The sequence below is a fragment of the Actinocorallia libanotica genome, assembly GCF_039525175.1.
GTDB lineage: Bacteria > Actinomycetota > Actinomycetes > Streptosporangiales > Streptosporangiaceae > Actinocorallia > Actinocorallia libanotica.
Genome location: NZ_BAAAHH010000026.1, coordinates 20,213 through 41,759, shown reverse-complemented (window position 1 = coordinate 41,759; position 21,547 = coordinate 20,213). Strand labels below are relative to the sequence as shown.

The following is a 21,547-nucleotide window of genomic DNA, read 5'->3' as shown; positions in this document are numbered from 1 at the left end:
CGTGGAGACACATCTGACCGCGGCCACCGGGCTCCAGGCCTACGCGTGGCTGCTGATCGCCCTGCCCCTCGCGGGAGCGGCGATCCTGCTGCTGGGCGGCCGCGCCACCGACAAGTGGGGCCACTACCTGGCCACCGCGCTGTCGGGCGGCGCGTTCGTCCTCGGCTTCCTCATGTTCTGGCAGATGCTCGGCTACCCGGGCGAGGAGCGCGCCAGGAGCGTGCACCTCTACCAGTTCATCCAGACCGGCTCCGTCGACGTCGACATGGGCCTGCTGCTGGACCAGCTGTCGATCAGCTTCGTGCTGCTCATCACGTTCGTCGGCACGCTGATCCACGTGTACTCGATCGGGTACATGGTCAAGGACGAGAACCGGCGGAAGTTCTTCGCCTACCTCAACCTCTTCGTGGCGGCCATGCTCCTGCTGGTGCTGGCCGACAACTACCTCGGCCTGTTCGTCGGCTGGGAGGGCGTGGGCCTCGCCTCGTACCTGCTCATCGGGTTCTGGCAGCACAAGCCCACCGCGGCCGTCGCGGCCAAGAAGGCGTTCGTCGTCAACCGCGTCGGTGACATGGGCCTCGCGATCGCGATGATGCTCATGTTCGCCACCTTCGGCACCGTCTCCTACACCGGCGTCTTCGGCATGGTGGACGACCCGGCGGTGTCCGAGGGCGTCATGACCGTGCTCGGCCTGCTCCTGCTGCTGGGCGCGTGCGGCAAGTCCGCCCAGCTCCCGCTGCAGTCCTGGCTGCTGGACGCGATGGAGGGCCCGACCCCGGTGTCGGCGCTCATCCACGCGGCCACCATGGTCACCGCGGGCGTCTACCTCATCGTCCGCTCCGGCGTGATCTTCGAGGCGTCGCCGACCGCCCAGCTGGTCGTCGCCATCGTCGGCGCGGTCACGCTGCTGGCCGGTGCGATCATCGGTTGCGCCAAGGACGACATCAAGAAGGCGCTCGCCGGCTCGACCATGTCGCAGATCGGCTACATGGTGCTCGCCGCGGGCCTCGGCCCGGTCGGCTACGTCGTGGCCATCGCCCACCTCATCACGCACGGCTTCTTCAAGGCCGGCATGTTCCTGGGCGCCGGCTCGGTGATGCACGCGACCGAGGACGACGTGAACATGCGCCGGTACGGGGCGCTGCGCAAGCTGCTCCCCATCACCTTCGGCACGTTCTTCCTCGGCTACCTCGCCATCATCGGCGTGCCGCCCTTCGCGGGCTTCTTCACCAAGGAGGGCATCATCGAGGCGGCCTGGGACCAGAACGTGGTCCTGGGCCTCTGCGCGATCGCGGGCGCGGCCATCACCGCGTTCTACATGTCCCGCCTGATGTTCATGACCTTCTTCGGCGAGAAGCGCTGGGACCCGGACGTGCACCCGCACGAGTCGCCCGCGATCATGACCGTCCCGCTGGTCGTCCTGGCGGTCGGCTCGGCCGGCATGGGCGCCTTCCTCATGCTGGGCGGCAGGTTCGCGTCGTTCCTGGAGCCGGTCACCCGCACCCCGCACGGCGAGCACCACCTGATCACCCTCAACGGGGCGATCACCCTGGTGCTGGTCGTCATCGGCGTGGTCGTCGCCTGGGTGAAGTACGGCGCCCGCCCGGTGCCCAAGACCGCGCCCCACGGCTCGGCGCTCACCACGTTCGCGCGCAAGGACCTGTACGGGGACGCCATCAACGAGTCGCTGTTCATGCGGCCCGGCCAGTGGCTGACCCGCCTCGCGGTGTTCTTCGACAACCGCGGCGTGGACGGGGTCGTCAACGGTCTCGCCGCCCTCATCGGCGGCACGTCCGGCCGGATCCGGCGGCTGCAGACCGGCTACGTCCGGTCGTACGCCCTGTCCATGTTCCTCGGCGCGGGTCTCCTCGTCGCCGCACTGCTGGTGGTGAGGATCTGATGCTCTCCGCACTCATCGCCCTTCCCGCCCTAGGGGCGCTGGCCGTCGGCCTGCTCCCCAAGGGGAAGGACCAACTGGCCAAGCTGGTCGCGCTGGCGGTCTCGGTGGCCGTCGCGGTCTACGCGATCGTCATGGCCTCCGGCTACGACACCACCTCCACCGAGCGCTTCCAGTTCACCGAGACGTACTGGTGGATCGAGTCCTTCGGCGTGCACTGGGCGCTCGGGCTCGACGGCGTCTCGCTGACGCTCGTCCTGCTGTCGGTCATCCTCGTCCCGCTGGTGCTGCTGGCCAGCTGGACGCCGGCCGACCGCTACGGCGGGGCGTCCACCGACAACGTCCCCGAGCGCTCGGTGAAGGGCTACTTCGCCCTGATCCTGTTCATGGAAGCGATGATGATCGGCGTCTTCGCGGCGACCGACGTCTTCCTCTTCTACGTCTTCTTCGAGGCCATCCTCATCCCGGTCTACTTCCTGGTCGGCCGGTACGGCGGGCCGCAGCGCTCGTACGCCGCGGTCAAGTTCCTGCTGTACTCGCTGTTCGGCGGGCTGCTCATGCTGGCCGCCGTCATCGGCCTGTACGTGGTCGGCGGCAGGAACTCCTTCCTGCTGTCGGACCTGACCGGGCTGGACATCGACCCGGGCACCGCCAAGTGGCTCTTCCTCGGCTTCTTCATCGCGTTCGCGATCAAGGCGCCGATGGTGCCGGTGCACACCTGGCTGCCGGACACCGCCGGGCAGGCGCCGGCCGGCGCGCTGGTGCTGATCGTCGGCGTGCTCGACAAGATCGGCACCTACGGCATGATCCGGTTCTGCCTGGAGCTGTTCCCGGGAGCGGCGAAGTGGGCGACGCCGGTGGTGATCACCTTCGCGGTGATCAGCATCATCTACGGCGCGATCCTGGCCATCGGCCAGGTCGACCTCAAGCGGCTCATCGCCTACACCTCGATCAGCCACTTCGGGTTCATCGTGCTGGGCATCTTCGCGATGACGACGGCCGCCCAGTCCGGCGCCATGCTCTACATGGTCAACCACGGGTTCTCCACCGGCGCGCTGTTCCTGGTCGTCGGGTTCCTGATCTCGCGCCAGGGCTCGGCCCGGATCGACGCCTTCGGCGGGGTCCAGAAGGTCGCGCCGGTGCTGGCCGGGACCTTCCTGGTGGCGGGCCTGTCGGGGCTGGCGCTGCCGGGCCTGTCGTCGTTCGTCTCGGAGTTCCTCGTCCTGGTCGGCACGTTCTCCCGCTACCAGGTGGCGGCGGTCGTGGCGACCTTCGGCATCGTGCTGGCCGCGATCTACATCCTGTGGGTCTACCAGCGGGTCGCCGGCGGCCCGTCCCTGGTCAGCTTCTCCGATCTCTCCCGGCGTGAGCTGGTGGCGATCGGGCCGATTCTGGCGATCATCGTGGCGCTCGGCTTCTTCCCGCAGCCGATCCTCAAGGTGATCAACCCCTCCGTGGAGCGCACGCTGACCGTCGTGGACCAGAAGGATCCGCGGCCGACCGTCGCCGAGGCTCCCACCAACCCGGGAGTGAGGCCGTGACCGGTTCAGTTCTCGCCGCGGGGAGCATCCCCGCACCGCACGTCGAATACGACCTCGTCGCGCCGCTGCTGCTCGTCTTCGGCACGGCCGTGCTCGGGGTCCTGGTCGAGGCGGTCTTCGGCCGGAAGTGGCGGCCGAGGATCCAGGTGCCGCTGGCGTTCGCCGGCCTGGGCGCGGCGTTCGTGTGGACCGTCATCCTGGCGATCAACAGCGACCCGCACCAGGTGGCGGCCGAGGGCGCGCTCGGCATCGACGGGCCGACCCTCTTCATCCAGGGCACGATCCTGGTGCTGGCGATGCTCAGCATGCTGCTCATCGCCGACCGCCGGCAGGACGCGTTCGCGGCGCAGGCCGCGGCGCTGCCGGGGACCGAGGCCGAGGCGCGCGCCTCGGCCGGCGGGTCCGTGCACACCGAGATCTACCCCCTCACCCTGTTCGCGGTCGGCGGCATGCTGATGTTCCCGGCCTCGAACGACCTGCTCACGATGTTCGTGGCGCTGGAGGTCATGTCGCTGCCGCTGTACCTGCTGTGCGGGCTGGCGCGGCGCCGCCGCCTGCTCTCCCAGGAGGCGGCGGTCAAGTACTTCCTGCTCGGCGCGTTCTCGTCGGCGTTCTTCCTGTTCGGCATCGCGCTGCTGTACGGGTACTCGGGCAGCATGTCGCTCGGCGACATCGCGCAGGTCGTCCAGACGGGGCAGACCATCGTCCCCGAGGAGGTCGCCGGCCGGGTCCAGCCGCAGGAGGCCACCGAGGCGCTCCTGTACGGCGGCGTGGCGCTGCTGGCGGTCGGCCTGCTGTTCAAGATCGGCGCGGTGCCGTTCCACTCCTGGAAGCCCGACGTCTACCAGGGCGCCCCGACCCCGGTCACCGCGCTCATGGCGTCCGGGACGCTGGTCTCGGCCGTCGGCGCGCTGCTGCGGGTGTTCTACGTCGCACTGGAGAACATGCGCTGGGACTGGCGGCCCATGATGTGGGCGGTGGCCATCATCACGATGGTCGTCGGCTCGATCGTGGCGATCACCCAGACGGACATCAAGCGGATGCTGGCCTACTCGTCCGTCGCGCACGCGGGCTTCCTGCTCACCGGCGTGATCGCGACCTCGGAGAACGGCCTGTCCTCGGTGCTGTTCTACCTGGCCGCCTACGGCGCGACGACCATCGGCGCGTTCGCGGTGGTGACCATGGTGCGCGACACCTCCGGCGAGGCGGGGCACCTGTCCCGCTGGGCCGGCCTGGGCAAGCGCTCCCCGGCGGTCGCCGGGATCTTCGCGTTCTTCCTGCTGGCCTTCGCCGGCATCCCGCTGACCAGCGGGTTCACCGGGAAGTTCGCGGTGTTCCGGGCGGCCTTCGAGGGCGGCGCCGCGCCCCTGGTGGTGGTCGGCGTGCTCAGCTCGGCCATCGCCGCCTTCTTCTACGTGCGTGTGATCGTGCTCATGTTCTTCAGCGATCCGGAGCCGGAGGGCCCGTCCGTGGTGGTGGCACCGGCCACCGCGGCGGCTGTGGCCCTGGGTCTTGCGGCTACTGTGGTACTCGGCGTGCTGCCGCAGCCGCTGCTGGACCTGGCCGGACAGGCCGCCGGTCAGCTTTTCGTGCGTTAGAAGGGTTCTACTCCTGTGGGTGCTGCCGTGCCGTTCGGCCTGCGAGTGGACGACGCGATCGCCGCGCAGATGCAGCGGGGGCTCGAGGACGTCGAGTCCCTGCTGCTGGAGACGGTGGACAGCGAGGAGTCGCTGCTCTCCGAGGCGTCCCAGCATCTGGTGACGGCCGGGGGCAAGCGGTTCCGGCCCATGCTGGTGCTGCTGGCCGCGCAGTTCGGCGATCCGGCGGCACCGGGAGTGGTCCCCTCCGCCGTCGTGGTGGAGCTGACCCATCTGGCGACGCTCTACCACGACGACGTGATGGACGAGGCTCCGCTGCGGCGGGGCCAGGCGTCCGCCAACTCGCGGTGGACCAACACCGTGGCGATCCTCACCGGCGACTACCTCTTCGCCCGCGCCTCGGACCTGCTGGCCGACCTGGGCACCGAGGCGGTGCGCATCCAGGCCCGCACGTTCGCCCGGCTGGTGCGCGGCCAGATCCAGGAGACCGTGGGGGTCCCCGCGGACGGCGACCCGCTCAAGCACTACCTGCAGGTGGTCGCGGACAAGACCGCCTCGCTGATCGCCACGTCGGGGCAGTTCGGGGCGATGATGGCCGGTGCCCCGTCCTCGGTCGTGGACACGCTGACCTCGGCGTGCGAGAAGATCGGCGTCGCCTTCCAGCTCGCCGACGACATCCTGGACGTGGCCTCCGAGACCGACCAGTCCGGCAAGACGCCCGGCACGGACCTGCGCGAGGGCATCCGGACGCTGCCGATGCTGCACGTCCTGGCCGGGGACGACCCGGCCGACGCCCGGCTGCGCGAGCTGCTGTCGGGGCCGATCACCGACGACGGCGACCACGCCGAGGCGCTGCGGCTGCTGCGGGCCCACCCGGCGATGGCGCGGGCCAAGGCCGACACCCGGCGCTGGGCGGAGGACGCCCGTGCCGAGCTCCTCACGCTGCCGGACGTCCCGGCGCGGGCGGCGCTGGCGAGCCTGTGCGACTACGTGGTGTCCCGGACGGGCTGAGCGCCGTCCGGTCCCCGGCTCAGCCCTTGGTGAGGTAGAACATGCCGGCCGCGCCGTCCGTGGACTGCGTGGCCTTGGCCAGCCTCTTCAGCGGGATGACGTGGCTGCCGCCGTTGAAGTAGTAGTTGTACGGGTCCCAGACGGTGACGGTCTTGGCCTTCTTGTCGTACCCGTAGGCGATGATCAGATGGCCGGGGTTGCCGTCGATGAGCCCCTTGTACCAGGGCAGGCGCTTCATGTAGACCTGCAGCGGCACGGCCTTGCGCAGCACGCCGACGTTGTGGACGACGCGCTTGGCCAGCCGCCCCGGCTTGTTCGCATCGTAGGCGAGGGTGAACTGGTAGCCCTTCTGCCCGGCGTAGGAGTTGAGCACCCGGATGGCGTCGTAGTCGTACGTGCCGTAGGGGGAGCGGGTCTTCATCTTCTTGGCCAGCGTCTTCTGGTTCACGCTGATGCCGAGCCGCGCCAGGGAGATCGAGGCCCCGGCCGGAGCACACCACAGAGGCCTCGACTGGTACACCTTCTTGATCTTCAGGGTGAGGCGGGCGGGCGAACCCGTGACGCTGATCCCCTTGGCCTCCGCGGGGGCGGGAGGCGGCAGCACGACGAGCGCGGTGGTGAGCACGGTGCCGGACACCAAGCTCGCGAGTACCTTGTTCACTTGGCGGAAACTCCGGACAGTCGGGGTGGTTCGTGCGGTAAGCCTGCCGAAGAGAACCGACCGGTGCAAGTGCCTCAGGCGGCGGTGGTGACGGCTTCTCCGGTGCGCATTTTACGGGTGGCACGTAGAGCGTCCCAGGTGAGTACCGACAACGCCACCCAAACAAGGGTGAAACCCATCCACCGGCTGGGCGGCATCGCCTCGTGCTGGATCAGCAGCCCCACCAGGAACTGCAGCACCGGGGCGACGTACTGGAGCAGGCCGAGGGTGGTGAGCGGCAGGCGCTGGGCGGCGGCGTTGAAGAGCATCAGCGGGACGGCGGTGACGACGCCGAGGAGCATGATCAGCAGAACGTGCCCGGTGCCCGCGTGGCCGAAGGCGGCGGTGCCCTGGACCTGCGTCCAGACGACCAGGCCCAGCGCGGGCAGGACCAGGACGGCGGCCTCGATCCCCATGCTCTCGGCCGAGGGCATGGCGGCGCGCTTCTTCATCAGCCCGTAGGTGCCGAACGTCAGGGCCAGGACGAGCGCGATCCACGGGGGCCTGCCGTAGTCGGCGGTCAGCACGGCCACCGCGGCGGCCCCGACGCCCAGGGCCGCCCACTGCCAGGGCCGCAGCCGCTCGTGCAGCAGGAGGACGCCCATGAGCACGGTGATCAGCGGGTTGATGAAGTAGCCGAGGGAGGCCTCGATGGTGTGCCCGGAGTTGACCGCGATGATGTAGGTGACCCAGTTGACCGCGATCACCACCGCGGCGACGGCCAGCAGCAGCCACTGGCGGCGGGTCATGCGGCGCAGCCACGCCCAGTTGCGGGCGGCCGCCAGCAGGAGCCCGACGGCCGCCAGCGTCCACACGACGCGGTGGGCGAGGATCTCCACCGCGCCGGCCGGCTTGAGGAGGGGGAAGTACAAGGGGAACAGGCCCCACAGGGCGTAGGCCGTGAAGCCGTATACCAGCCCCTTGCGTGATTCCATGCTGCGCAGGTTATCAATCGGTAATGAGTAACGACAGAGTCGCTCATGTCACGCTGTGCTGTCCCCATCGCACCCCCCCGGACGGGAGGGAAGGCGGTCCGGACGGGTTAGTCTGACAACGTGTTCGGATTCGCGAAGACTGAGATGGTCACACCGGAGAAGGCGCTGCCCGGCAGGGACAACCCCATGCCCGTCGCCCCCCGTCACACGGTGCTGACGGGCCCCCTTGCCCCGCCCTATCCCGACGGCGCCGAGGTCGCGGAGTTCGCCCTCGGCTGCTTCTGGGGCGCGGAGCGCAAGTTCTGGCAGCTGGACGGCGTCCTGTCCACCGCGGCCGGCTACGAGGGCGGCTACACCCCCAACCCCACCTACGAAGAGGTCTGCTCCGGCCGGACCGGCCACACCGAGACCGTCCGCGTCGTCTACGACCCGTCCCGCATCTCCTACGAGACCCTCCTCAAGGTCTTCTGGGAGTCGCACGACCCCACCCAGGGCATGCGGCAGGGCAACGACGTCGGCACCCAGTACCGCTCCGCCATCTTCACCCGCTCCGATTCCCAGCAGACCACCGCCGAGTCCTCCCGCGCCGCCTACCAGCAGGTCCTCACCAACGCCGGCCTGGGCCAGATCACCACCGAGATCACCCCCGCCACCGACTTCTTCTTCGCCGAGGACTACCACCAGCAGTACCTGTCCGACGCCAAGAACCCCAACGGCTACTGCGGCATAGGCGGCACCGGCCTCTCCTGCCCGATAGGCGTCGCCCCGGCGGAGTGAGCCGGGCCTGTATGTACCACTGTGGACGGCGGTCCTCCCACTCCTTGGCAGCTTGAGGCGTTGGCCGCCTCGGCCGCCCTCCTCCGGGACCTCCTGCCGGAACTTCCCGGCGGGGGAGGGCGGAAGTACGTCACAGACTTGATCCGGATGGCTGACCTGGTTCTTGCAGCTCCCTGATCCAGCTGTGGGCAAGTCTGCGGCGATCTCTTGACCCGGTACCGGCAGTCCGTGGTCGGTCTGCCGTGCTCCCACAGCTCGGTGGCGGGGAAGGCGAACCGGTCGAACATGCTCATGGCAAGGTGGCCATCGCTGAAACAGGCTTCGATGCTGGTCGCGTCCGAAAGCTTGGACAGTTCGTCCAGCGTGATGCGGATACGGGTTCCGACGATGAAGCGCACACGACATCCCCGTTCGGCCTTCTTACGTGGAAGTCCTGCCTGGTCCCAAACCTGCTCTATAGCATTGATGCTATGAGCTGGGGTACTGTAGAGCTTGAACCGGAGGTGCGGGAATGGCTGGAGCGCTTGCCGACCGCGCAGTTCGCCACCGCGGCGTTCTATATCGAGCTGCTGGCCGAGCAAGGGGTACTGCTGGGCGAGCCGTATACGCGGCAGCTCGACGGGAAGCTACGAGAGCTGCGGTTCCATCTCGATACCGAAGCTGTACGCGTGACGTATTGGATGGCTTCGGGCAGGAGGATCATTCTGCTCACAGTGTTCCACAAGACCCGCATGCGAGAAGATCGAGAAGTTGCGCGGGCTCGTCGAGCGTTGAGGCTGTGCGTGGCTGAAGCCCATACGGTGGACACGGAGGAAGGGGGAGGCCGATGAGTGAGCGGTCCGAATGGGACACGTTGCGGGATCGGCGTATGGCCGAACCCGGAGCGGCTGAGGCTTATGCGGCCACCCGGTTGGCCTACGAACTGGGGCGTACCGTTCGTGTCCTACGAGAGGAACGCGGATGGACCCAGAGCCGACTCGCCGATGCCGCTGAGATGACGCAGTCGGCGGTGGCCAGATTCGAAGCCGGCGGTACCGTTCCGACACTGCCCGTTCTCGAACGCCTCGCCAACGCCCTTGGCGCAGAACTCGTTGTACAACTCCGTACCCCTGCCGCATGAATCAGGCCAGAACACCCGGCAATCGCTACCACCAGCAGTACCTGTCCGATGCCAAGAACCCCAACGGCTACTGCGGCATAGGCGGCACCGGCCTCTCCTGCCCGATAGGCGTCGCTCCGGCGGAGTGAGGCAGAGGGCTTCGTGCGGGTGGGAGACTCCTCGGATGGGGCGGTCTTGGGTTCTTCTCGGCCTGTTGTTCACGGTCGGTTGCTCGGCGTTCGGCTGGGGCGGCCGAGAACTGCGGCCCGGCCCGGACGTGGCGGCCTGGGTCGAGCCCGACCAGCGCACCGTGTTGATCTCGGCTCTCGGCGGTGCCTGCGAGGAATCCGCCAAGGTCAAGGTCCGGGAGACGCCGGATACGGTGGAGATAACGGTGATCGTCCGTTCCAGCGACGGTACTTGCATATTGATCGGTATTCCCCGGGCGTACAAGGTCGTGCTGCGTGAGGTTCTGGGAAGCAGAAAGATCGTTGATGGTGATGCGGTGGAGTACCCGAGGGCCGGGGAACGGCCTGTCGAGGGTTCGGCCGAGTACGAGATCCCGGTGACGGTCGAGTACGACTGATCGCCGGAATTAACCCCTTCTCCGCAGGACTGCCAACAGCAGTACTCCTCCGAGGCCAAAGGTTCCGACGGCTGCTGCGGGCTTGAGTCGCCCGATGGTGTGGTGATGGTGGGCGGGGTGTCGTATCCGCCGCTTATGATGCCGCGGTGATCGATTTTGACGGGCTGCGTGCCGACGGGTCCTGGCGGCTCACCTGGTCCGGCGGCCTGATCGAGGAGGCCGTGTTCCGGCTGGTGCCGGAGACGGCGTCCGGGCGTCGTGCGCTGGTGGAGAGGCTCGGTGCGGACGCGAGCGACCCGGAGCAGTGGGAGGCGGCGCTGATCGAGGCGCTGCTCACCGACCCGGCCTCGGCCGGGTTGCGCGGGTTGGAGTTGCACCTCACCGACTTTCACCACTCCGCGCGCCGTGCTGCGCGGGCGTTGGCCGGGCGGCGGCGCGAGCAGCTGACCAGCATGTACTTCGGTCATGACTTCACCTACCTGTACGAGAACGGCACCACGTCGACCGGGGGTACGTTCGATCCGCTGGGCCGGTTGCATGAGGGCTTCGCCGATGACACGGGCAGCGGGCTGTGGGAGGCGCTGCCGGCGCTCCGGGAGCTGACCGCTGAGGGAGGGCTGCTGTTCGACGACATCGACGGCGACGCGCTGGCCTCGCTGACGGAGCTGCGACTGCGCGGCGCGGTGCTCGCCGACGGCGCGGTCTTCCCGCGCAGGGCGCCCGGCGTCGTCACGCTGGCTCTGGAGATCGGCTCGGACGTCTTCGGCACGGCGTGCCCGGTCGAGCAGCTCGACGAGCTCGATCCGGTCGGCTATCCGGCTCTGCGGCACCTCGATCTGAGCTGCGCGGAGTTCGACGCCGGTGACTTCGCCACCCTCCGGACGCTCGCCGAATCCCCGATCCTGCCCCAGCTGGAGAGCCTGGAGATCAAGAGCCTGTGGATCGAGGAGCACGAGACGGACGGTGATCCCCTCGAAGCGCTCGCCGAACTGGCTCCCGCCTTCGCCCACCTGGCCCTCACCGTGGCCGACGGGGTCGACATCGAGGACGCGGCCGACGTCCTGCCCCTGCGAACGTGCTGAGCCCGTTCCGGCTTTGAAACAGGCTCCGACTCCGGGTGCCGGTCACTGCGGAACGGGCTTGTGGACGTGGGGCGGGTCAGCTGGCGTCGTTCTGGTGCAGAAAGAGCAGGTAGTCGGCGAACCGCTCCAGTGTGCTGATCTCCTCGGGGGCTTGCAGGTAGTACTTGCGTTCGTACTCTTTGATGTCGCCGGCCGCGATCGGGCGTGCGCCGATGTCGAGGCTGGGGTCGTAGTACCGCTGGAGGACCTCGATGTCGAAGGGCTCTCTGCCTGAGGTCCGTTTGGCCTCTTTGACGGCCGCTTCCTCCCTGGCCAGCCGCTCCGCCCTGGCGGCACGCAGGTTCTCCAGCGTCCGGCGCGCGTCTTCGTTGAGGTGCTGCTGTTCCACTCGGCCTCCTGCTGCCCGGATGTCGCCCTCGCAGGTATCGACGACGAGCAGTACAGCCTGGTTCAAGTCGTGGGGTCCTGGGAGGGGGAAACCCCGTCCCGGTGATCTCGTGTCCACCGGGATCTTCGATCATGGGTTGTATGGCTGAGGATTTCGATCAGGGTGCGGCGGCCTCTTCGCCGGGCGCCTCGCAAGCGGAGCGCGGGGTCCTGTACATCATCGCTTGTGCGGCTCCGCCTGCTTCTGGGGTGGCGGAGCTGGTCTCGCTGGCGCGCTCGTCGGGGTGGGGGCGGATCCAGGTCATCGGTACGCCGCTCGGGATGCGCTTTCTCGATCATTACCGGTTGTCGCACGTGCTGGATGAGCCGGTGCGGAGTGAGTGGCGGATGCCGTGGGAGCCGAAGACGATGCCGCCGCCTTCGGCGATGGTCGTCGCTCCGGCCACCTTCAACACGATCAACAAGTGGGCGGCGGGGATCACCGACACGTTCGCGGTCGGGCTTCTGTGCGAGTTCAGCGGTGCGGGTCTGCCCATCCTCGCGGTCCCGTGCCTCCAGGCGGAACTGGCGCGGCACACCGCCTTCTCCCGGAGCCTGGAGGAGCTGCGGTCGATGGGCGTGCGCGTGCTGTTCGATCCTGATGCCCCTCCTCAGGCGCGCATGCCCTCCTGGGAGCAGATTCTGGCGGAACTGAACGGAATGCCGCCCTCCTGACTCGACAAGAGGCATGGCTGCTGCGGGAGACGGCTCGGGGGTCGTCGGGTGCGCCCCAAGGTTCTTTCTCGATCGTCGCTGAGGAGGGCATGTGTCCACGGATATTCATGGCGGGATCGAGGTGCTGGATCCTCATGGCGATGAGGATTTTTGTGGCGAAGGGCCGTGGGTGCTCGCCTTGGACCTGTCGCTTTTGTGCTTTGACAGTGACTACACGGCCTTCGGGTGTTTGTTCGGGGTGCGGAACATCGCCGGGTGGGATCCTGTCGTGCCTGCTCGGGGGCTGCCGGATGACGTTTCGGCGGGGGTTCTGCGACAGTTCGCGATGTTCCCTGATGAATGGCACAGCCCGACGTGGGCGACGTGGGGGGAACTGCGGGACATCGATATGGACGCGGTGCCGGTCGGGGTCGGGTCGCGGGGGCTGGTGACGGCCGTGGACTTTCCCGGGGCGGGCCTTCACCGGCTGTATTGGGTGTCCGACGTGTGGCCGGCTTCGCTGGTCGAGCGGTTCGGGGTTCCGCCGGTGGGGGACGGCCCGGCGGTGGCGGAGTACGGCGAGTGGAGCGTGGGGGAGGCGCGGCTTCGTTATGAGCGGTTCACGCGGCGGCAGGCCATCGGGGCTGGCAGCGACTGGGAGCATGTTTTTCGGGTGATGGAGGCGTTGGCGGGGCGATTCGGGGCGGACGGGGTGCGGATGGTGGTGTATTTCGACTGAGAGGGTTGTGATCGAGCTGTGATGCGGGGGTTTCTGGACGGATGTCCAGGGGGCGGTTAGCTTCTGCGTCATTCGTTCGCGATGTGCGGGAGTGCTCTATGAGGCGTCGCCGCCGTGTTGCCGGGGCCGGGGTCGTGCTGCTCGCGGGGGCGGTGCTGGGGGCGCTGGGGAGAGGGGCGGGGGCGGCGGAGGTCCCGTCGGTGGTCGAGGGCGGGACGCGGTTTCAGGTGCTGAGCTCGACGCTGATCCGGGTGGAGTACGCGGGGGACGGGGAGTTCGAGGATCGGGCGACGTTCAACGTGGCGCGGCGGCGGGCCGTGCCGACCCGGTTCCGGACGTGGGTCGAGGGCGGGGAGCGGGTGATCCGCACGGACCGGCTCACGCTGCGGTACCGGCGGGGGTCGGGGGCCTTCACCACCTCGAATCTGCGGGTCGAGGTCGCGGGAGGGGTCGGGCGGCCCTCGTGGGCGGCCGGGGACCGGGTCTGCTCCTTCGGTACGCGCTGCGAGGCCGAGGAGGGGCGGGGGGCCGTGGTCGAGGGGGACCACAAGGGGTTCACGGGGGCGGGGTTCGCGGCCGGGTTCGAGGAGAAGGCGGCGTCCGCTTCGTTCCGGCTCGTGGATGTTCCGGCCGATGGGGAGTATCGGCTGATGGTGCGTTATGCCAATGCCCGGGGCGGTGACCTCAAGGACGGGACACGGACGCTCGGCGTCCGGGTGGGGGACGCCAGGGTCGCGCGGTTGACGTTGCCGCGGACCGGGGACTGGGACACCTGGCGTGTCGCGGAGACGGCCGTGCGCCTGGAGAAGGGCGACGCGGTGGTCTCGTTGGAGCGGGGTGACGGGGACACCGGGCACGTCAACGTCGACAATCTGGCGGTCGTGCCCGCGGGGGCGGCGTATCCGCCGCATCCGCAGCTCGGGGGATACCGGCGCGGTCTGGACTACAAGTCCGGTCCTGCCGCGCTGGAACCGGGCATTCTCTCCCGTCAGGGCTGGGCGCTGCTCGACGACAGCCGCACCGTGCTGTTCGACCAGGCGGCGAACCGCATCACCCGGCGGCCTGATCACGGGGGCGAGCCTTATCAGGACGGATACCTCTTCGGTTACGGCCGCGACTACCGGCAGGCGCTGGCCGATCTGCGGGCGCTGACAGGTCCGTCCGTCCTGCCGCCCCGGTCCCATTTCGGTGTCTGGTTCTCCCGGTGGCATGCCTACAGCGCGCAGGATTACCAGGAGCTGTTGACCAGGTTCCGGGACGAGAAGGTGCCGCTGGACACCCTTTCGGTGGACACCGACTTCAAGTCTCCTTCCTCTTGGAACGGCTGGAACTGGAACGAAAAGCTCTTCCCCGACCCCGAGAAATTCACCGGATGGGCGCATGAGCAGGGCCTGAATCTGAACTTCAACGTCCATCCCAGCATCCCGCTGAACGACCCCCGGCTCGCCGAGGCCGACGGGATCGCCAAGGGCGGGCTCAAAAACTCGTTCTGCCTGGCGGGCGTCAACGTCTGCAAGGTCTTCGACTGGAGCGATCCGGACCAGGTGGACGCCTACTTCGCCCTGCACCGCCCCTTCGAGCGACAGGGCGTGGACAACTGGTGGCTGGACTGGTGCTGCGAGGACTCCCAGGTCTCCACCCCCGGCATCACCCCGGATTCCTGGATCAACCACCTCTACGCCGCGCACGGTAACGGCCTCGGCCGGCGCGGGCACGTCCTGTCCCGGATGGGAAGCGCGCTGGTCGGCGGCATACCCGGGCAGGGCCGCTCCCCGGTGTACGCGTCGGGGCCGTGGGCGGAGCACCGGTCGACCGTGCACTTCACCGGAGACACCGAGTCGACCTGGCCGCTGCTGGCGTTCGCCGCCGAGATGAGCCATGCCGAGGCGGCCGTCGGAATGCCGTACGTCAGCCACGACATCGGCAGCTTCCGCAAGAAGCACCTGGACGACGACTACTACACGCGCTGGATCCAACTCGGCGCACTCCAGCCGGTCTTCCGCGTCCACTCCTCCAACGGAGAACGCCTGCCCTGGGACTACGGCACGCAGGCGCAACGGGCCGCGACGAAGTTCTTCCAGCTCCGGGAGGCGCTGCTTCCCTACACCTACACGCTCGCCCGGCAGGCACGGGACACCGGCCTTCCGATGGTCCGCCCCCTCTACCTCGACTACCCGGACCGGGCGGAGGCGTACGAGAACCCGACGCAGTACACCTACGGCGACGCGCTGCTGGTCGCCCCGGTGACCGAGCCGAACAGCGGGGACACGGCGCGGACGGAGGTGTGGTTCCCGCCGGGCCGCTGGACCGACTACTTCACCGGCCGCACCTACCAGGGCCCCGGTACCCGCACCGTCGTCTCTGGCCTGGAGACCATGCCGCTGTTCGTCCGCGCCGGAGGCGTCTTCGCCGAACGGACCGGCTACGCCGACAACGCCTCCCAGAACCCGCTCGACCAGGTGACTCTCGTCGTCGGCGCCGGAGCCGACGGTGCCTTCACGCTGTACGAGGATGCCGGGGAAGGCCAGGGGTACCAGCGCGACGAGTACACGACGACCCGGATCACCTACAGGTCAGGCACCCTCACCATCGGCGCACGCCAGGGCGCGTACCCGGGCGCGGTGAGCACCCGCGCCTACACCGTCAGCCTGCGGGACGCCGAACGCCCCAGCGCGGTCACCGCCGACGGCGAGACCCTGCCCACGTCGGCGTGGGGCTACGACGCCGCCACTCGCACCCTCACGGTTCGCCTTCCAGCCGGACCGGCCGGTGCGCAACACACCGTCACACCCGTCCCGTAGCTTCGAGGACACTCGCCTTGCGTTGCTCCGGTGCAGGCAGGGCGAGTGCGGAAAGCACTGCGAGCAGCCCGAGAACGGTCATGGCGGCTGCCATGCCCCACCCTCCGATGTTGAAAAGCGGCGCGATGACGAACCCTCCGGCGAGGGAGAAAGCCCCTGAGAGGAAGCTGAGCAGGCCGGTGTAGGCGCCGAACCTGCCGGATGGCGCACAACGCGCGACGGCCTGGAACAGCGCCGACTGCATGATCCCGGCCGCGAGGCCGTGAAGGACGGCGGCCGCCAGCAGCACGGCGATCCGGCTGCGATGGTCGGAAGGCGTGGCCAGCAGGACGAGGTAGCCCGCTCCCGCGCAGAGCAGGCCGCTCCGAAGCAGCCGGGGATGGTCGCCTCGGCGGCCGCACCACGGCTGGATAGCAGCGGTGACCAGTGCCACCGCGCAGAAGAACAGGGTCGTCGTGCCGGAGTCCGCCTCCTTCAACGGGATCACGGTCGTCACCTGGGAGGTGAGCAGCGTGCTGGGCGCGGCGATCAGCGCGAACCGGAGGAAGCCCCGGTCCCGGAACACCGCCGAGACCCCTGCGGCGAAGCCCCGTACGTTCGGCCGGACACGGTCGGTAGATCCGCCCGGATGAGGCGCGGGCCTGTGGAGCAGGAGGAGGAACAGCACGGCTCCGGCCACCCACGCGCCCGTCGTCACCGCTGACAGCAGTCCGAACCCGCCGGCCAGGAGGAGCAGCCCGAGGGGAGGCCCGGCTACCGCTCCCACCTGACCGGCGATCACGTAGGCGGAGAAGCCGCGGGAGCGGTGCGACGGCGCCGTCCCGGCCAGCACGGACTGGGCGGCCGGATGGAACAGCGCGCCTCCGACCGCCATCACCACCACCGCGACGAGCAGGCCCCCGACGCCTTCGGCGGCGCCCAGCAGCGCGAACGCCGCCGCGCGCAGGACGCAGGCCAGCGCTCCCGTACGCGCTGGGCCGATCGTGTCGGTGAGCACTCCGGCCGGGAGGAACAGCATGTTCTGGACCGCGACGCGTACGGTGAGCACCACCGTGACGACACCGGCGAGCAGGCCGAGGTCGTGGTGCAGGTGCGCGACCACGTGTGTCATCACCGCGTAGTAGCCGAGCGAGATGGCCAGCTGGATCGCCACGACGACCGCGATCACGCGGTGGTCGGCGAGCGCCCGGCGTGCGCGCGACGCGGGTGCGGTGCTCACGGCGTCGGGGTCCTTACGTGGTCAGGCTCGGGGGAGGACGTCGAGGGCCTGCAGCAGGGTGCGGGCGACCGGGATGCGCTTGGCGGTGTCCCCGTCGGCCTCGATGTCGATGTTGAGGGCGAAGGTGTGCAGGCTACCGCCGCGCTCGACCCAGCCGACCCACCAGCCGAGCCCGGGGTCGGTCGACATGCCCCAGCCGGTCTTGGCGAACAGCGCGTAGCCGTCCTTCTCCTCGACCTTCAGGATGTCGCGCACCGTCAGCTGGTTGCTCCTGGACGCCGGCAGCTGCTGCCGGGCCAGCCGGGACAGGAACCGCGTCTGCTCGACCGCCGAGATCTCCAGCGGGCCGTCGAGCCAGAAGCGGTCCACGACGGCGCCGATCTCGCGGTCGCCGTAGTGCAGGCGGTTCACCCACCGCCGCTCCCGCTCGGCGCCGATCCGGCGGGCGAGCGTCTGGAACACCGGCACGTTGGAGGCGCGGACGGCGTCCCGCAGGTTCATGTCCTGCTCCCACTCAGGGAAGGGCTGCGGCTCGCCGCCGTAGGGGATCACCTCGTGCTCGTCCGCGACGGCGCCGGTCTCCAGCGCGATCAGGCTGTGCGGGATCTTGAACGTGGAGGCGGGGATGAGCCGCTGCCGCGCCCGCTGGAGGTCGACGACGGTCGTCCGCCCCCGCTTCACGTCGTAGAGGGCGAACGTCCCGCGCACTCCCGCGTCGCGGAACACCGCCTGGAGGTCGTCCCGCACGACCAGGCCGCTCTGGACGACCGTGGAGGACGCCGTGCCGTGGTCGGCGGCGGGCGCGGCGTAGGCGGCTCCGCCGAGCAGCGCCGAGGCGGCCAGGACCGCCGCGCCCAGCGCCGCGCGCAGCCGGGGCCGGGGATGGGATTCGTACATGTCGGGCTCCTCGCTCTCGATCTTCTGCGGGAGAGCAGACCAGAGGCCGACAGATCATGTCCAATATCGATATAGAAGAAAGATCGATATTTGAACTGATATCAGAGCTGGTGAAAGGAGGTGGGAACCGGAGCCGCCGCCCGGGATTTTCGCGTGGGAAGTCCGTGGCGGGAAGCGCGCGGAGGCTTCCCGCCGGAAGGTGCCGGACTAGCGGGGCGCGGGGACGGACGCCGGGGAGTCGGGGAAGACGAGGTGGCGGGTGGGCAGGGGGATGGAGATGCCCTCGGCCCGGAACCGGGTGTGCAGCCGCTTGACGAACTCGTGCTTGACGACGAACTGGTCGGTGAAGTCGCGGGTGCGCAGGATGACCGTGAAGTCGATGCTGCACTCGCCGAAGGTGTGGAACCGGACCAGCGGGTCGTAGTCGGGGACGCCGCCCTCGACCTCGGTCATCACCTCCTTGCCGACCTCGATGACGACCCGCTCGACGTGTTCGAGGTCGCTGTCGTAGCCCACCTTGGCCTGGATGAGCAGGCCCATGTCCTGCTCGGGCTGGTGGTAGTTGGTGAGGATCGCGGCGGCGAACTTGGCGTTCGGGACTATCACCAGGTTGTCGGACATGGTGCGGACGGTCGTCTTGCGCCAGTTGATGTCGACGACATGGCCCTCCTCGCCGGTGCTGAGGCGGATGAAGTCGCCGGGCACGATCGTCTTGGACGCCAGGATGTGCACGCCGGCGAACAGGTTGGCCAGGGTGTCCTGCAGGGCCAGCGCCACGGCCAGGCCGCCGACGCCCAGGGCGGTCAGCAGCGGGGTGATCGACACGCCCAGGCTCTGCAGCAGCACCAGCGTGCCGACCACGAACACGATGGTGCGGGTGATGTTGGCGAAGATCGTCACCGACTGGGAGATGCCCGACCGGGCCAGGGCGATCGAGCCCACGATGCCGCCCGCCAGCCGCGCGGCGGCCAGCGTCACCGCGAAGATCACCAGGGCGACCAGGACCTGCCCGATCACCGTCCGCACGCTCGGCTGGAAGTGCAGGACCAGCACCGCGACCCAGGCGCCCGCCGTCGCGGACAGGACGACCGCCAGGTCGTACAGCAGCCGCAGGATCAGGTCGTCCCAGACCCAGCTGTTGCCCTCGGCGCGCCGGATCAGCCGGCGCAGCACCACCCGGATGGCCAGGCCCAGGCCCAGCATGACCGCCACCACGACGACGGCACCGATGACACGTCCCCATACGAGCTCAGGCACGATGATCCATTCTGTGAGGGAAAGGGGGATCTCGCATGATCGTAAAGGGATCGCGCGCCCCCCGCCCGGAGAGCGGCCTTTTGGCGAGGTGCCTCTCACTCCCGGGAGGGAGTCCCGGTGCGCGGCGGCGGCCCGTTCAGGACGAGGGCCGCCGGTAGCCGGGATGGACGCCGGGGGCCAGGGCGTGGTGGGCGGCGAGGGCCTCCAGGAGGGAGGCCAGCAGGGCCCGCTGCTCCCGGTCGAGGGGCGCGCAGATCTCGTCCTCGTGGGCGGGCGCGAGGGAGGGCATCGCGGCCATGACGCGGGCGCCCTCCGCGGTGAGGTGCAGTTCCTGGTTGCGGCGGTCCCGGGGGCTGCGGCGGCGTTCGACCAGTCCCTTGCGCTCCAGCGCGTCGACCAGCGCGACGACCCGGCTGGGGACGACGCCCAGGTCTTCGGCCAGGGAGCGTTGGCTGCGGCCGGGCTCCGCGGAGATCAGGCGCAGCAGCCCCACGTCGGAGGGCGAGACGCCCAGTTCGCCCACGCGCTCGGCGAAGCGCTGCGCGGCGTGGGCTCCGACCTGGGAGAGGAGGAACGCGATGCCTCTGGGGCGAGAGCCCGGCGCCGGTTCGCCGGCCGGTCCTGCTGGCGTGCTCATGAGGCGATGGTAGTCGCAGAGAATAGTTCTGTGCTATGAATTATTCACCAATGTGAAGGAGTTTTCATGGCACATCAGCCGCATCGGGCGCAGGGAGGCCCGCCGCTGGGCGTCCTCGGTGTCGTGACCACGATGTTGTTCCTCATGGGGATCGTCGTTAGCACGGTCCTCGCGGACGGGAGCACCTTCCCGTCGCCCTTCGGAGCGGAAGCCGAGATCCTGCGGCACTTCACGGAGAACCGGGACGCCGTGAAGGTGAACGGCTTCCTGCACTTCGCGTCCGCGGTCCCGCTGGCCATCTACGCGGCTACGGCCTCCGCCCGCCTGCACAACCTCGGCGTCCGGGCGCCGGGGGCCACCATCGCCCTGGCCGGAGGCCTGCTGGGTGCGGGGATGCTCGCGCTGTCCGGGCTGTTCTCCTGGGTGCTGTCGCGTCCCGAGGTGCTCGCGGAGCCCGCCCTGGTCCGGGCGCTCCAAGACCTGGCCTTCGCCACCGGAGGCGTCGGGAACGTCGTCTTCGTCGGCCTGCTGGTGGCGGGCATCGCCGTACCCGGCTGGCTGGCGGGCCTGCTGCCGCGCGCTCTGGCGTTCACCGGGCTCGCCATCGCCCTGCTCGCCGAGCTGTCCACACTGGCTCTGCTGGTCTCCGACGCGGCGTTCCTGCTGCCCTTGGCCCGCTTCCCCGCGCTGCTCTGGCTCATCGCCTCCGGTTTCCTGCTGCCCCGCACCTGTCAGAAGAAGGTGACCGCGTGAACGCCCCGCTGACGGAACGGCTCATCCGCTTCCAACACCCGGAGAAGATCCTGGGATACCTGGGCGTCCTCGACGACGAGCGGCTCGCCGCCCTGTTCGGCCTGGACGTCGGCTCCTACCGGCGGCTGCGCCGAACCCACGCCGACCGCGCCGCGGAGGCGGCCGGGGAACTGCTCGCCGAGCCGGGCTTCGCGGCGAAGGTGGACCGCCTGCCCTTCGCTCCCGGCCAGCGGATCGCCGCCCTCGGCGAGAGCACCACCGACGACCTGCTGTCGTGGTTCGAGATCCTGCGCCACCTGCTTCTCCTCCGGCGGCCCGAAGACGGCATCACCCCGGTCAACCTGGCGGTGGGCGGCCAGACGACCACCCAGGCCCTGGCCGCCCTGCCCGCACTGGGCTTCCAGGCGCCCGACTGGGTGCTGTGCATGTTCGGCGGCAACGACGTCCAGCGGTCGGGCCCGGACGGCCCGACCGTGGTCAGCCTCTCCGAGACCGAGCGCAACCTCGGCGTCCTGCGCGAGGAGGCGGCCCGCCGCTTCTCCGCGCGCTGGGTGTGGCTCACTCCCTCGCCCGTGGACGAGGCGCGCGTCGCGGCCTATCCCCCTTTCCGGCGGGCGCGGCTCCACTGGAGGAACACCGACCTCGCCGCCGTCTCCCGGTTCCTGACCTCCCTGCCGGACACCACGGTCGACACGGTGGCCGCCCTCGCCCGGCGTCCCGGAGTCGACACCCATCTCGAGGACGGCCTGCATCTCTCCCTCCGCGGCCAGCAGGCGCTGGCCGCGGCCCTCGTCGAGGCGCTCGCCGACGGGCCGTCGTGAATTCGGCCTTTTCGCGGTCGGTGTGTCCGGGGAACGAGAAGGCCCCCGCCCGAAGGGGAAGGGGCGGGGGCCGGCCGAATCGGGAAGCGGTGATTCCCGGGTTCCGGAAAAAGGCGG

At 69.4% G+C, this 21,547-nt stretch carries 21 protein-coding genes and 1 pseudogene; 15 read left to right on the top strand and 7 right to left on the bottom strand.

The annotated features are described in order from the left end of the window. Position 1 precedes the first annotated feature (1 nt). From nuoL to ABD140_RS27085, 4 genes are read left to right on the top strand one after another with little or no spacing between them, the layout of a single operon-like run. Positions 2-1,900: an NADH-quinone oxidoreductase subunit L gene (nuoL, locus tag ABD140_RS27100; RefSeq protein ID WP_344243823.1), complete on the top strand. Its 1,899-nt coding sequence runs from the start codon at positions 2-4 to the stop codon at positions 1,898-1,900. Next, on the top strand, positions 1,900-3,438 hold the full coding sequence (locus ABD140_RS27095) for an NADH-quinone oxidoreductase subunit M (protein ID WP_344243822.1): 1,539 nt from the start codon (positions 1,900-1,902) through the stop codon (positions 3,436-3,438). The genes nuoL and ABD140_RS27095 overlap by 1 nt, the downstream gene beginning before the upstream one ends. Further along, positions 3,435-5,036 carry an NADH-quinone oxidoreductase subunit NuoN gene (gene nuoN, locus ABD140_RS27090; protein ID WP_344243821.1) on the top strand — a complete coding sequence of 534 codons (1,602 nt, stop codon included), beginning with the start codon at positions 3,435-3,437 and terminating at the stop codon, positions 5,034-5,036. Before ABD140_RS27095 ends, nuoN begins: the two co-directional genes overlap by 4 nt. A gap of 15 nt (positions 5,037-5,051) precedes the next feature. After that, positions 5,052-6,047 carry a polyprenyl synthetase family protein gene (locus tag ABD140_RS27085; RefSeq protein WP_425544156.1) on the top strand — a complete coding sequence of 332 codons (996 nt, stop codon included), beginning with the start codon at positions 5,052-5,054 and terminating at the stop codon, positions 6,045-6,047. 19 nt (positions 6,048-6,066) lie between these two features. Here the strand turns inward: ABD140_RS27085 and ABD140_RS27080 are convergent, their stop codons facing one another. Further along, a complete protein-coding gene (locus tag ABD140_RS27080; RefSeq protein ID WP_344243819.1) occupies positions 6,067-6,708 on the bottom strand; it encodes a C39 family peptidase in 642 nt (213 codons plus the stop codon). 74 nt (positions 6,709-6,782) lie between these two features. Beyond that, positions 6,783-7,682: an EamA family transporter RarD gene (rarD, locus tag ABD140_RS27075; protein ID WP_344243818.1), complete on the bottom strand. Its 900-nt coding sequence runs from the start codon at positions 7,680-7,682 to the stop codon at positions 6,783-6,785. A 120-nt stretch (positions 7,683-7,802) separates the two neighbouring features. Between rarD and msrA the strand changes: the two genes are divergently transcribed. The 6 genes and pseudogenes from msrA to ABD140_RS27045 all read left to right on the top strand — a co-directional run bounded on the left by msrA (position 7,803) and on the right by ABD140_RS27045 (position 11,226). Further along, on the top strand, positions 7,803-8,459 hold the full coding sequence (gene msrA, locus ABD140_RS27070) for a peptide-methionine (S)-S-oxide reductase MsrA (RefSeq protein ID WP_344243817.1): 657 nt from the start codon (positions 7,803-7,805) through the stop codon (positions 8,457-8,459). A gap of 299 nt (positions 8,460-8,758) precedes the next feature. Continuing rightward, positions 8,759-9,289 carry a type II toxin-antitoxin system RelE/ParE family toxin gene (locus ABD140_RS27065; RefSeq protein WP_344243816.1) on the top strand — a complete coding sequence of 177 codons (531 nt, stop codon included), beginning with the start codon at positions 8,759-8,761 and terminating at the stop codon, positions 9,287-9,289. Then, entirely contained in the window at positions 9,286-9,579 is a 294-nt protein-coding gene (locus ABD140_RS27060) for a helix-turn-helix domain-containing protein (RefSeq protein ID WP_344243815.1), read from the top strand. The genes ABD140_RS27065 and ABD140_RS27060 overlap by 4 nt, the downstream gene beginning before the upstream one ends. 26 nt (positions 9,580-9,605) lie before the next feature. Continuing rightward, positions 9,606-9,707: pseudogene (locus ABD140_RS27055) on the top strand (peptide-methionine (S)-S-oxide reductase MsrA); the annotation flags it as partial. 65 nt (positions 9,708-9,772) lie between these two features. Beyond that, the gene (locus ABD140_RS27050; RefSeq protein ID WP_344243814.1) at positions 9,773-10,144 is read left to right on the top strand and encodes a hypothetical protein; all 372 of its coding nucleotides are present in this window, start codon (positions 9,773-9,775) and stop codon (positions 10,142-10,144) included. 146 nt (positions 10,145-10,290) lie between these two features. Then, a complete protein-coding gene (locus tag ABD140_RS27045; RefSeq protein WP_344243813.1) occupies positions 10,291-11,226 on the top strand; it encodes a hypothetical protein in 936 nt (311 codons plus the stop codon). A 76-nt stretch (positions 11,227-11,302) separates the two neighbouring features. On the opposite strand, the gene ABD140_RS27040 is transcribed toward ABD140_RS27045, so the two are convergent. Continuing rightward, positions 11,303-11,680, bottom strand: a complete 378-nt coding sequence (locus ABD140_RS27040) for a hypothetical protein (RefSeq protein WP_344243812.1) — start codon at positions 11,678-11,680, stop codon at positions 11,303-11,305. Between the two features lie 182 nt (positions 11,681-11,862). Here ABD140_RS27040 and ABD140_RS27035 point away from each other — a divergent pair, with 182 nt between their 5' ends. The 3 genes from ABD140_RS27035 (at position 11,863) to ABD140_RS27025 (ending at position 15,846) form a co-directional block, all read left to right on the top strand. Further along, a complete protein-coding gene (locus tag ABD140_RS27035) occupies positions 11,863-12,327 on the top strand; it encodes a flavoprotein (protein ID WP_344243811.1) in 465 nt (154 codons plus the stop codon). 91 nt (positions 12,328-12,418) lie between these two features. Then, the gene (locus tag ABD140_RS27030) at positions 12,419-13,045 is read left to right on the top strand and encodes a hypothetical protein (RefSeq protein WP_344243810.1); all 627 of its coding nucleotides are present in this window, start codon (positions 12,419-12,421) and stop codon (positions 13,043-13,045) included. Between the two features lie 98 nt (positions 13,046-13,143). Further along, positions 13,144-15,846 carry a TIM-barrel domain-containing protein gene (locus ABD140_RS27025; RefSeq protein ID WP_344243809.1) on the top strand — a complete coding sequence of 901 codons (2,703 nt, stop codon included), beginning with the start codon at positions 13,144-13,146 and terminating at the stop codon, positions 15,844-15,846. Here ABD140_RS27025 and ABD140_RS27020 read toward each other — a convergent pair. The 4 genes from ABD140_RS27020 to ABD140_RS27005 all read right to left on the bottom strand — a co-directional run bounded on the left by ABD140_RS27020 (position 15,830) and on the right by ABD140_RS27005 (position 19,856). Further along, positions 15,830-17,065 carry an MFS transporter gene (locus tag ABD140_RS27020; RefSeq protein ID WP_344243808.1) on the bottom strand — a complete coding sequence of 412 codons (1,236 nt, stop codon included), beginning with the start codon at positions 17,063-17,065 and terminating at the stop codon, positions 15,830-15,832. The genes ABD140_RS27025 and ABD140_RS27020 overlap by 17 nt on opposite strands. A gap of 21 nt (positions 17,066-17,086) precedes the next feature. Further along, positions 17,087-17,962 (bottom strand): class D beta-lactamase, encoded by an 876-nt coding sequence (gene blaOXA / locus ABD140_RS27015; RefSeq protein WP_344243807.1) that lies wholly within the window; start codon positions 17,960-17,962, stop codon positions 17,087-17,089. A gap of 207 nt (positions 17,963-18,169) precedes the next feature. Then, positions 18,170-19,219: a mechanosensitive ion channel family protein gene (locus ABD140_RS27010; RefSeq protein WP_344243806.1), complete on the bottom strand. Its 1,050-nt coding sequence runs from the start codon at positions 19,217-19,219 to the stop codon at positions 18,170-18,172. A 136-nt stretch (positions 19,220-19,355) separates the two neighbouring features. Next, the gene (locus ABD140_RS27005) at positions 19,356-19,856 is read right to left on the bottom strand and encodes a MarR family winged helix-turn-helix transcriptional regulator (protein ID WP_344243804.1); all 501 of its coding nucleotides are present in this window, start codon (positions 19,854-19,856) and stop codon (positions 19,356-19,358) included. A 66-nt stretch (positions 19,857-19,922) separates the two neighbouring features. Here ABD140_RS27005 and ABD140_RS27000 point away from each other — a divergent pair, with 66 nt between their 5' ends. Together ABD140_RS27000 and ABD140_RS26995 are read left to right on the top strand one after the other, a co-directional pair. Continuing rightward, positions 19,923-20,609, top strand: coding sequence for a hypothetical protein (locus tag ABD140_RS27000; RefSeq protein WP_344243803.1), 687 nt, complete (start codon positions 19,923-19,925; stop codon positions 20,607-20,609). Next, positions 20,606-21,430 (top strand): SGNH/GDSL hydrolase family protein, encoded by an 825-nt coding sequence (locus ABD140_RS26995; RefSeq protein WP_344243802.1) that lies wholly within the window; start codon positions 20,606-20,608, stop codon positions 21,428-21,430. Before ABD140_RS27000 ends, ABD140_RS26995 begins: the two co-directional genes overlap by 4 nt. The last annotated feature ends 117 nt before the right edge of the window (positions 21,431-21,547 follow it).